Raw genomic sequence first — 11,027 nt, forward strand, 5'->3', positions numbered from 1 at the left:
CTGGTTCGGTCGCCAGGCAGATCTTCAGCCCGTTCAGCGGCAGCATCAGGCCGCCCTCAGGGCGCGGATGAATTTCGACAGCGTTCCCTCGTCCAGATCCGCCGGGAGCTCCATGCGGACGCCGCCGATCGAAATGGCGATGGGGGCTGCCTGGTCCGGGACAGTTTCCGCGGGGCCCCGAGGTCTCCGTGTCTCCGACGGTGACCTCGGCAAAGCCGGCCGACGGGTGCCGGACAGAGGCGCGCCGGACGCGTTCGTCCTTCAGCCAGTCGCGGAGCATGCAGTCATTGGGGCCGATTTCCCGGGCGATGTCTGCGGGGGGCAGGCCTTCATCCAGGACCCTCCGGCGGCCTCGCGTTTCAGCTCCGGCGGCCAGATGTTGCGGCCGCCTTTGCTGCGCGTCACGGTGAATCCCCAGACTGTTCTGCTCATCGCTTGTGTCGCCCTGTTCCATGCGCGGGACCGGGCGGATCATCACCGCCGCATGGCGACCGGTACACCGCACCCCGGCAACGCTGGATCCTAAAGCAAAGCCGAAAGGCTCCAACTCCAGATCCGGGGAACGGATGCACCGCTTCCTTTCGATGCGGCCACCGTGATGGCGCACCATGCGAGGCGATGCGGGCTCGAGGCATGCAGGTTTCCAGGCGCCGCGGCTGGAAGCCCGCCATCCTGGCCGTCGCATGGCGGATCGGCGTTCGGGCGCTTTCGGGGCCCCGCAGGGGCCACGGTCGCCTTCACGGCACCATAGCTTTCGGCTAGACGGCACCGGGGTCCGCCTGCAGCGCGATCCGGTTCCGGCTGCCGCCCGGGACGCCAACCGGCAGAGGAAAGTGGGAAGCCAGCTCCCGGCAGGGTCCGTCCCGCCATGGCGAGATCCCCGTCGGGACGCGGGTCCCGGCGGGGACGCACATGGCGCTGCCGCAGGACATCTGTCCGGGCGCGGTTTCCGGATGTCCTGCGGGCGGCCTGCGCGCTGATCACGGCGGCAGGCATGGCACCGGGGCACCGGGAGCGGAAGCGATGGCGCTGCGGAGGGAGCACATGGTTCTGCACGGGACCAACGCGGCGGGCGGCGCGGGCGGCGCACCGATATCCGGGGTCTCCGCGCCCCCGTCCGTTGCCAGCCCGGCAATTGCGGCAGCCTTGCCGTGCGGTTCCCGGATTGACGGCCGGGGCCCTAGGACGGAAGCCTCATGGACCTGGCGCGCTGAACCGTCCAGTCCTCCGTCCGCTCCGCCAGGATCGCGGCGGCGAGGCGCCGGATCTCTGCCTCGTTCGGGCGTTCGGGCATGACTGCCACCGGTCCGAGGGAGAGCCCGCGGGCCCACGACATCGGTGCGCCGCCTGATCTTGCCGTCCAGGCGCTTGATCGGGGCCGTGCCGTGCCGCCAGCTCCGGCACTGCCGGGGCGCGGCAAGCCGTCCGGGGACGGTACGGGGCAAGACCGGGCGGCATGTCGTCCTCTTCCCTGTCCATCAGATTGGCGCGCTTCGGCCGCCTGGGCCGCCTCTGGCCGGCGGCGCGGCGCCACCGGGCCCTCGCCGCCGCATGGTCCGGCCGGGCAAGGGCCATGGCGAGGAAGGCCGCGAATGAGCCGGGCCGGCAACCGGTCCGGGGGACCGCCGTCCCGGCGGATGCGGCGGCCGTTCTTGCCGGCATGGGCCAGGGCATTGCGCTGGAAGATGCACCCGGCAGCGCTGCCAGGCGGTGGAGGGCACGCGTGCCGAGGCCGCCCCGATGCCCGCATGCGCACCGCGTCACGCCGCCAGGGCCGCGCCGGGCGAGGTCACGCAGGAGAGACCGGGGGTCGTGGCGCCGGTCCCGCCGCGAAAATCTCGCAACCGCTCCGGAAGGGTCCGGCCCCGGCGGCGCCGGTCGCCATGCCCGGCACATCGCGCCTGCCCTCCACGGCCCGGCAGGCGCACCCGGAGGATGCTGCCGGCAGGCGATGCCGACGCAAGCCGCAAGCGCGACCGCGTCCGGCGCGATCCGCCCGGCCCGGGTGTCCCAGCCTCGCTCCCGGCACCCGTTGCGCTGGACCTTGCGAAGCGGCGAGATGCCGCCCTTCGCCGCGCCCGTCTTCAGTTCGACTTCATTCTCCCTGCCATCGATCCCCCGGATCAATTGCTTCACGGCCGAATTCCATGATGCGTTCGGCGGCATAGGTCGGCATCTCGCGCAGGAGATCGTCATCGGCGCGCTGGTCAGTCAGTTCGAGCATCGCCGTTCTCTCTTAGGTCATCGTCATCTCCGTGCCGGTTCCAGGCTTCGCAACCCGAACCTGACCCGAAGAAAGGCGATGACCGCCACCGCCCCCCCGGCCGCGTGCTGGCCGCCTGAAAACCCCGATGGGGCACGATCTTCCTCCATGACGATGTCCCGGCATCTTCTGTCGGCGCCCAGTTGCGTGCCAGCATTGGCGGGCTGCGGTGTGCCGGTCGCCAAGCGGCGATGCCGATCCGCTATGTCCCAGCGTGGCGCTCTGCGCGCCGTCAGACATGTGAGTCTGTCCGTTGCGCGACCGCGGCGATCACAGCGGGCTTGCGCCAGAGGCCGGATCACGGAAGCTGCCATCGGCGGAACGGCATGATACAGCGGCACGATCTGCAAGTCCGCGCATGGAGCCACGGCATGAAATTCGGTCTCACTCTGGCGCTGATCCTGGCCGCGGCGCCGTCCCTGGCGGAGACGGCGGCAGGCGTTGCCCATCTTCGCGAGACTTCGGTGGAGGCGCGCCCTCTGTCCCTGACGGTCTGGTATCCGTCCGGGGCGCCGGCCTCGGCCAGGATCGGCGGCAATCCCGTGTTCGAAGGCGTTCCCGCTGCGCCAGAGGCGCCGTTTCCGGACGGAGCGCTGCCGCTGGTGGTGGTGTCGCACGGGGGGCTGCGCTCGGCGGCCGATTCCGGTGCCTGGCTCAGTGCATCCATCGCCCGGGCGGGCTTTGTCGCCGTCGAGGTCAATGCGCCGCGTCCGGAAAATGCGGCCCAGGCCCTGGACGAAATATGGCAAAGGCCGCGGGACATCCGCCGGGCGATCAATCTTGTGCTGGCGGATGCGACCTGGGGGCCGCGGATCGACGGCCGCAACCTGTCCGTCGCGGGGGTTGCGCTTGGCGCGACCGCGGCCCTTTCCGTCGCCGGGGCGGATCTGGATGGCGCCCGCTACCTGCGCAGCTGCGTGCCCGGGAGCCCGCCGGAAGGCCCGGATTGCGGGTGGCTTGCCGCAAAAGGGGCCAATTTGGCGGAGACCCGGCGGGACGGCCTGGCCGGGATGGCGCGGGATCCGCGCGTGACCTCGGTGATCGCGGTGAACCCGGAATATCCTGCCGCGCTGGGGAGCCCGCCAGCGGATGTTCGCACGCTGCGGATCTGGCTCGGATCCCGTGATGGCGCCTCGGGCGGCGACCGGACCGGTCGCTCCGTTGCCATGCCCGGCGCGTCCGTCTTCGACGCTTTCGCCGTCTGCACGGCCGCCGGACCGGAGATCCTGATGGCGGAAGACGGGGAGGCCGCGATCTGCGGCGTGTCGGCGGAGGCCCGCGAGACCATCCATCATGACCTCTCCGAGGCGGTCATCTCCTTCCTGGAGGGGGATGCCGGATAGGCGAAGGCCGTCCGGGCCGCGCAGCCGTCGGACGCCCGGCAAGCTGGCCCCGCGGGAGCGCGGCCAGCACCGGCTTCCTTCTGCCGCTGCGGTTCCGGGCCGTTCCTGTCCTGCGGAGGCGGTCGCCGCGCCGCGGCGGGTCCGGTCGTCGGGAAGGCGCGGGGGCCCGGTCCCTGCACAACGGGGTTCACAGAGCGCCGCGAAGCGGGCAAGCTCTGTCCATCCATGTTCGCGGAGGTGGCCCATGCCCCGTTTCCTGGCCGTCTACACCATGACCCCCGAAGGCCTCGCCTCCTTCCGGAACCTGCCGAAGGCGGAACAGGAGGCTGTCGATGCCAACGGGCTGCGGCAGTGGAAGGCCTGGGAGGACAGGAACGCCGGGTCGATCGTGGATCGCGGCGGAATGGTCGGCAAGACGACGCGCATCACCAAGGACGGCATCGCCAAGGCGGTCAACCCGTTCTGCGGCTATCTGGTGGTCGAGGCCGAAACGGCCGACGCCGCGGCCGCGCTCTTCGAGGGGCACCCGCATTTCACCGTCTTCCCCGGCGACGGCGTCGACATCATGCCCCTCGTGACCTGACCTCCGCGGCAGCGGGGGCCTGCCCGCCGCGTCACCTCTTCAGGAAATCGACCAGGGCGCGCAATGCGGGCGGCATCTGCCTGCGGCTGGGATGGTAGAGGAAGATGCCGTCGAAGGGCGGCGTCCAGTCCTCGAGCACGGCTTCCAGTATGCCGGAGGCGAGATCGGCGGCGACATCCTCCTCCATGTGCAGGCTGACGCAGCCGCCGTTGCGGACGAGGGCCAGCGCGAGCCCGGCCGAGTTGCAGACCAGCGGCCCCTCGACGCGCTGGCGCAGCTCGCGGCCGTCGCGTTCGAACTCCCAGGGGCTGATGCTGCCGCTGCTGAGGTTGTGGTAGCAGACGCAGGCATGCCCCCGAAGGTCGCGCGGATGGGCGGGGCGGCCATGGCGGTCCCAGTAGCCGGGCGTGGCCACCACGAGGTGCCGCAGGGGCGGGCCGACGCGCACGGCGATCATGTCCTTCTCGACATCCTCGCCGAAGCGCAGCCCGGCGTCGAACCCGTCCGCGACCACGTCCTGCAGCCGGTCGTCTACAGTGACCTGCACCGTGATCCCCGGATGGGCGGCGAGAAACGCCGGAAGGCGACGGGCGAGGAAGGTGGAGGCGATCCAGTGGAAGGTGGTCAGCCGCACGATGCCCTCGGGCTCGTCGCGGAAGGCGGCGAGATCTTCCAGACCCGCGCCGATCTCGGCCAGGGCCGGGGCGAGCCGGCCAAGCAGGGCCGCGCCCGCCTCGGTCGGGGCGACAGAGCGGGTGGAGCGGGCCAGCAGGCGCAGCCCGAGCCGCTCTTCGAGCCCGCGCATCGCATGGCTGAGCGCCGAGGGCGACACGCCGAGCTCGGCCGCGGCGGCGGTGAAGCTGCGGGTCCGTGCCACCGCGGCAAACCCGGCGAGATCATTGAGCGGCAGTCGCGCCATTATTGAAGAATCCTCACAGGCTCATGGCACAGCTAGCAGCTAATCCCCCGGGGCGCAGCCGCCTATCTTTGCGCAGACACAGGAGAATGCCATGCAGATGACCCGCTACCGTCCCTTCGGCCGTTCCGGCCTCGTCGTCAGTCCGCTGGCGCTTGGCACCATGACCTTCGGCGCGGGCCGCTGGGGAGCGGAGGAGCCGGCCGCGCGCGCGATCTTCGACACCTATGTCGCGGCGGGCGGCAACCTGGTCGACACGGCCGATGTCTATGGCGGCGGCGAGAGCGAGCGGATGCTGGGCCGGTTCCTGAAGGCCAGCGGCATGCGCGACCGGCTGGTGGTCTCGACCAAGTCCGGCTTCCCCAGATCCGCGGGCACGCCCTTGCACGCGGGCAACGGCGCCTACAATATCCGCCTCGGCATCGAGGGATCGCTGAAGCGCCTGGGCACGGACCGGATCGACCTCTACTGGGTGCATGTCTGGGACCAGCTGACCCCGGCGGCGGAGGTGCTGCGCAGCCTCGCCGATGCCGTCGCGCGGGGCGAGATCCTCTATTACGGCTTCTCCAACGCGCCGTCCTGGTATGTCGCCAAGATCGCCACGCTGGCGGCGGCGCAGGGGCTGCCGGGTCCCGTCGGCCTGCAATATGCCTGGTCGCTTGCCGAGCGCGGCGTGGAACTGGACCTCGTGCCCATGGCGCGGGAGTTCGGCCTCGGCATGATGCCGTGGAGCCCGCTGGGCGGCGGCCTTCTGACCGGGAAATACGGCCGCGACAAGCTCGCCGCCGCCGCGGAGGGCGCCACCGTGCCCAAAGGCGTGGACGGGTCGGCAGGCCAGCCGCGCGAGCGCCTGAACGGCGCGAACCCCTATGGCGGGATGCTCTTCACCGAGCGGAACTTCGGCATCGTCGACGTGCTGCGCGAGGTCGCGGCCGGACTTGGCGTGCCCATGGTGCAGGTGGCGCTGGCCTGGGTGCTGGGCCGACCGGAGGTCAGCTCGCTCCTGCTCGGCGCGAGCCGGCCCGACCAGCTGGAGGCCAACCTTGCGGCCCTGTCGCTGGAACTGCCGGAAGAGCAGCGGAACCGCCTGGACACGGCGAGCGCGCTGCCGCCGCTCAATCCGTATTTCATCTTCAACCTGCCGCGCGACATGCTGTTCGGCGGGATGCAGGTGGGCTGACAGCCGCGGGATCGCGGAGGCGGGGCAGGCGGCGGAGATCGCCTGTGCCCTCGGCGTGGCGGCCGGCCTTCTGCGTCGGCGGGCGCGGCGCTCGGGCGGGGAACGTCCCGCAGCCGCGCGGACGCTCGGTCCAGGCGCCAATGGCGCGCCGGGTGCCGCCAGTCCTCGGCGGTTGATTTTGATGCTGTCATGTCCCGCGGTCCTGGCCGGCGCCAGGAGGCATCTCGCGGGGCGGCCCGGGAAGGCCGGTGGATGCGGCACAGCTGCATCGAGAGCGACGAATGCCGCCGGTCGGAGAATACGGCATCCGCTGGGCGATCGCAGGGGAGGCCCGGCCCGCCGCCGGTCCGGGTCGAACACGACCCGCGAAGATCGACCGCCGCCGGTCCGGGAAGCCGTCCCCGCGGCGGATCGTTCGCACGCGGCCTCAACGGGTGCCGCGCCGCGATGGCCTGCGGATCGCGGCCGCCAGACAAGCCGCCAGACGGGCCGCCAGGCAAGCCGCCAGACGGGCCGCCAGGCAAGCCGCCAGGTGGACCGCCAGACGGGCCGTCACGGCGGATCGCGCGGCGGCGGACCGGATGGCTTGACCTTCCGGCCCGCAGGCCGCGGGAGACCCGTTGTTCCGCCAGGGTGCCCTATTGCGGCGGCGGTGCGGCCTGCATGATCGTCCGCGACATGTCCTCCACCGAAGTCGAGAAGCTGGCGATGCGCGGCGGGAACTCCTCGAAGGAGGCGACGAACTCGTTGACCAGCCCCAGCGCCGGGCCGATCGCCCAGGAGCGGTTCTCCTGCCATTCGTCGAAGCCGCGCGCGTCGTGGAAGCGCTCGAACGGGTCGAGGTCGAGCCGCGTGATCAGGGGCGAGGTCATCTCGTACTGCTGGCCGTTGAACCAGCGGTCCTGGCTGGTGAAGAGGAACTTCCACTCGCCGTAGCGCAGCCCGTGGAAGGTCGTTTCGGTGAAGTAGAAGAACTCCTTGCGGTTCGACGGGCCCTCTTTCTTCAGCATCGGCGTCTGGTCGTAGCCGTCGAGATGGACCTTGTAGCTCCGGCCGCCGATCTCGGTGCCCTCGAGCAGGTCCTGCTTCAGCTCCGGCTCGCCGAGCTGGGACATGATCGTCGGGATCCAGTCCTCCATCGTCATCAGCTCGCCCGTGGTCGTGCCCGCCGGGATCAGCCCCGGCCACTTGACCATCATCGGCACCTTGAAGCCGCCCTCGTAGCCGCCGACGCCCTTCTCGCCGCGGAACGGCTGGTTGCCGCCGTCCGGCCAGGAGTTCGAGGCCGCGCCATTGTCTGTGGAGAACATCACCACCGTGTTGTCCGCCACGTCGAGCTCGTCTAGCAGCGCGAGGAGCTCGCCCACGTCGTCGTCAAGCTCGACCATGCCGTCGGCATAGACATTGCCGAGTCCGGTGATGCCGTCATAGTGCTCGTCTAGGTTCGTGCGGTAGTGCATCCGCGTGGTGTTGTGCCAGACGAAGAAGGGCTCGCCGGCCTCGGCCGCCTCGGTGATGAAGCGCTTGCTCTCCTCCAGCACGTCCTGGTCGAGATGGCGCTGCACATCCTGGCCGAAGGGGCCCAGATCCTCGATCTCCTGTCCGCCATCTTCGCTGGCGAAGCTGTGGATCATGCCGCGCTGCGCCATCCCGGCGGCCTCCAGCGCCTCGACCGGGTAGTCCGGCTGCTCGGTATATTCCCCGGCATTGAGATGGTAGAGGATGCCGAAGAACTCGTCGAAGCCGTGATTGGTCGGCAGGTGCTCGTCGCGGTCGCCGAGGTGGTTCTTGCCGAACTGCCCGGTGCGGTAGCCGAGGGGCTTGAGCATTTCGGCCAGGGTCGGGTCCTCGGTGGAGAGCCCCTGGACCGCGCCGGGCAGGCCCACCGTGGAGAGGCCGACGCGCAGCGGGTACTGGCCGGTGATGAAGGCGGCGCGCCCGGCCGTGCAGGAGGCCTGGGCATAGTGGTCCATGAACAGCATGCCCTCGGCGGCGATCCGGTCGATATTGGGCGTCTCGCCCGCCATCATCCCGCGGTGATAGGCGGAGATGTTCCACATCCCGACATCATCGCCCCAGATCACGAGGATGTTCGGGCGCGCGGCCTCCTGCGCCATGGCGGCGGATCCGGCGATAGCAGCCAGGGCCGCGCAGGCGAAAAGCCGGGCGGCGTGACGTCTCGGGACGGGCATAGTCCTCTCCTCCTTGATGTGCGGCGTTCCGCGAGATCCGGGCCGCTTTCGAAATAACTACATGAAGATAGTCACTTGCACTTGTTCCCTGCAGGCAGTTGAAGCCGCGGCCGGTTCTGGGTCAAGTGAAGATTTGACGTTGGGCACGCCGTCCAAGCTCCTTTTTCCCGCTCTCCTGCCCGGAGGCTGGCGGGGAAAAGGCCCGGCGCAGGCCGGCGGACCGTCTGAGCGATCTCCGCGCGGGCCGGGATCCGCGGCCCGCGCGGATGACCGGCAATTGCAGCGCGGCGCTTCCGGGCCGGGAGCAGGGGCAGGAGGAGGCCCGGATGGCGCGCACCTCCGGCGGGGCAGGGGCCGGAGCGGCGTCCCGGGGGCGCCACGGCGCTTCGCGGTGCCATTTCACCGCGCGCCGGAGCCAGCCCCCCGGCCGCAGGGACCGGCGCGCCTTCCGCCGCAGGCCGGGGCTGTCCCGCCGATTGCGCCCGGGCTGGCCCCGCTATGCGTCCCGCAGCCGGCCCCGTCACGGGACATTCGGCAGCAAGGCAGAGCGCCGATCGGCAGACCCGGACAAACACCTCATGGCCGCCGCCACCTGATCGGCGCATATGAGGCGACCATCCGGGGGCGCGATCCTGCCGATCGGCCGCCCAACCCTCTGCCGAAATCCGCCGCTCCGCGCATTCCGGCACCTCCTGGCGGCCCCAGCTGCGCATCCGGCCCTCGCGTTCCGGCGCACCGCACTGGCAGCTGGCAGTCGATGCTGTTGAAAAACTCGCAACTCTGCCCGCGGACCTTCAACTCGAGGGAAGACGTTCCGCGATTGGGCGCAAATGCTCCGATATCCGACTTCTTCAGCCAAGCTTGGGAACAAGATTCCAACTTCGGGCCCCCTCTCGACCGCACCTGGCGTTTTTCAACAACACAGTCCCGCCAGATCTGCCATCGCGCTTCGGCGCGCGGTGGCAGGAAGATCGCCAGCAGGATTCTACCGATAAATTTCCGAGCGCCCGCGGATGCAGGGCGGCAGGATCGTCATGATCCGGATCGGCCGTGAGGATGGTCTAGCGCTCGTGGGCGCGGACGGGAGCTCGGGGGGCGTCCCGCCCGGCGACGGACCGGGACGCCTCGGGAATCCCGGACGACACTGGCCCTGCTGCACCGCCCGTCCGTGCTCGCGCCCGACCCATCCGGCGCGGGCGCCGCCGCGGCGATCCGGCCCGTTCGCAGGCCGGGGGGTATTCGCAACTGCCGTCTCCCTCGCCGACGAGGGCCCGGAGCGCGCTGCTGGCTATGACCTCAGTCGCCGCAATCGCCATCTCCGCCGGAGCGTTGTCGCCGAGGGCGTGCACGGGCACCTCTTCGGCGAAGCCCGGCGGGACGCCGCGTCGGCATCGCTCCGGCTGCGCAGGCTTGCAGGGCCGCTCGGCGGGAGCGGACCTGCGCGCTCGCAGCCAATGATGCGGGGATGCCGTGCTGTCGGTACCCGCGCCCCGGCCTACGGACCGGTCGGCGACCCCCGGGGGGCACCTTTGCCCTCCACGCCCTCCTGCATGGCGGAGGTCTTCCCGGCGCCGCGGATCTGGGCGCGCGCGCGGCGTGCAGATCATTCGGGACGGGGGGCCGCCTTCCGAAACGGCGGTAGCGGCATGGTCCGGTTCGGAACGTCGCGGGCGATGGCGTCGGGACATCCTTCGCGGCGCGGAACAGACGCTTCAAGGTGGCGCTCTTCGACGTTGCCTCCACGGCCTTTGCCCGGTCGCCGCCCGTCGCCACCGTGCCTGGAAAAGAGGACAAACCGCCGGCCGACCTTGCGGCTGGCCGGGCCTTTGGCCTTGCGGAGGCCCGTGGCGGCTGGCCGAGCCTTTGGCCTTGCGGAGACCCGTGATGGCATCGATGCCGGACCGCAGCGTGGCGGTTGGCCAGAGACGCTCCAGGGGCCGGCCATGTCCGGTTGCCGGCCTCCGGGAGGACCGGACGCGGCCGCGCTGGCTGTCCGGGGGTATGTGCCGCCTGGTGCGGGTCTCATTCGGCGCCCGGATCCGGAAGCGCGACGACAGCAGGGGCCAGCCGGGCGGGGCGATGCCCGGCGGCATCGCCGCCACGCCGGGGAAGCCCGCCATGCCCTGCCTGCCCGGCGAGGCGGCAGAGCGGAGCACGCAGCGCGTCCGGGCTGTCACGCGGCCTGTGCGGGAGGCGGCCTTGCTGCCGCCGGGATCCGCGCGCGACAGGCGATCCACGGACCGGCTTCCGGGGGCACCCGGCCCGGCGAGGGTTCCCATTCCGGCACAATCAGCGGCAGTTTCGCGCCATGCCGCATCATATTGCAGTCTTTTTGTGCATCTGCCCTGCAGGTTTCCCGGTTCGGGTGAATGTGTCACCGGATTGAACCTGTGGACGGCTAGACCTGAGACATATCCAAGCAAATCCCGGAGGGTCCATGGCACCTGGCGGCTTCAACATCTTCTCCTTCAGCGGGAAGATGAAAATCCTTCACCTGACCTGGTTCGCGTTCTTCCTGACCTTCGTCGTCTGGTTCAACCTCGCGCCGAT

The 11,027-nt window shown here is 70.6% G+C and carries 7 protein-coding genes; 3 read left to right on the forward strand and 4 right to left on the reverse strand.

What is annotated here, in order from left to right:
* Both FGX59_RS38350 and FGX59_RS39905 read right to left on the reverse strand, forming a co-directional pair.
* The coding region (locus tag FGX59_RS38350; protein WP_206078521.1) for a hypothetical protein at nucleotides 1-454 on the reverse strand (454 nt) is incomplete at its 3' end.
* 1,641 nt (nucleotides 455-2,095) lie between these two features.
* Nucleotides 2,096-2,224, reverse strand: a complete 129-nt coding sequence (locus tag FGX59_RS39905) for a hypothetical protein (RefSeq protein WP_370296468.1) — start codon at nucleotides 2,222-2,224, stop codon at nucleotides 2,096-2,098.
* Between the two features lie 320 nt (nucleotides 2,225-2,544).
* Here FGX59_RS39905 and FGX59_RS34675 point away from each other — a divergent pair, with 320 nt between their 5' ends.
* Together FGX59_RS34675 and FGX59_RS34680 are read left to right on the forward strand one after the other, a co-directional pair.
* Nucleotides 2,545-3,606 (forward strand): hypothetical protein, encoded by a 1,062-nt coding sequence (locus FGX59_RS34675; RefSeq protein ID WP_138473028.1) that lies wholly within the window; start codon nucleotides 2,545-2,547, stop codon nucleotides 3,604-3,606.
* A 244-nt stretch (nucleotides 3,607-3,850) separates the two neighbouring features.
* A complete protein-coding gene (locus FGX59_RS34680; protein ID WP_171060979.1) occupies nucleotides 3,851-4,189 on the forward strand; it encodes a hypothetical protein in 339 nt (112 codons plus the stop codon).
* Between the two features lie 31 nt (nucleotides 4,190-4,220).
* On the opposite strand, the gene FGX59_RS34685 is transcribed toward FGX59_RS34680, so the two are convergent.
* The gene (locus FGX59_RS34685; RefSeq protein ID WP_138473030.1) at nucleotides 4,221-5,108 is read right to left on the reverse strand and encodes a LysR family transcriptional regulator; all 888 of its coding nucleotides are present in this window, start codon (nucleotides 5,106-5,108) and stop codon (nucleotides 4,221-4,223) included.
* A gap of 91 nt (nucleotides 5,109-5,199) precedes the next feature.
* Between FGX59_RS34685 and FGX59_RS34690 the strand changes: the two genes are divergently transcribed.
* On the forward strand, nucleotides 5,200-6,285 hold the full coding sequence (locus tag FGX59_RS34690) for an aldo/keto reductase (protein ID WP_138473032.1): 1,086 nt from the start codon (nucleotides 5,200-5,202) through the stop codon (nucleotides 6,283-6,285).
* A 638-nt stretch (nucleotides 6,286-6,923) separates the two neighbouring features.
* Here the strand turns inward: FGX59_RS34690 and FGX59_RS34695 are convergent.
* The gene (locus tag FGX59_RS34695) at nucleotides 6,924-8,402 is read right to left on the reverse strand and encodes an arylsulfatase (protein ID WP_240722850.1); all 1,479 of its coding nucleotides are present in this window, start codon (nucleotides 8,400-8,402) and stop codon (nucleotides 6,924-6,926) included.
* Nucleotides 8,403-11,027: the final 2,625 nt, after the last annotated feature.

Source organism: Poseidonocella sp. HB161398 (genome assembly GCF_005870025.1).
Classification (GTDB): domain Bacteria; phylum Pseudomonadota; class Alphaproteobacteria; order Rhodobacterales; family Rhodobacteraceae; genus Mangrovicoccus.

Bases quoted from the DNA above. Each gene is read 5' to 3' on its own strand.
- FGX59_RS39905 (WP_370296468.1), bottom strand. From the start codon at position 2,224: ATGCTCGAACTGACTGACCAGCGCGCCGATGACGATCTCCTGCGCGAG.
- FGX59_RS34680 (WP_171060979.1), top strand. From the start codon at position 3,851: ATGCCCCGTTTCCTGGCCGTCTACACCATGACCCCCGAAGGCCTCGCC.
- FGX59_RS34685 (WP_138473030.1), bottom strand. From the start codon at position 5,108: ATGGCGCGACTGCCGCTCAATGATCTCGCCGGGTTTGCCGCGGTGGCA.
- FGX59_RS34690 (WP_138473032.1), top strand. From the start codon at position 5,200: ATGCAGATGACCCGCTACCGTCCCTTCGGCCGTTCCGGCCTCGTCGTC.
- FGX59_RS34695 (WP_240722850.1), bottom strand. From the start codon at position 8,402: ATGGCGCAGGAGGCCGCGCGCCCGAACATCCTCGTGATCTGGGGCGAT.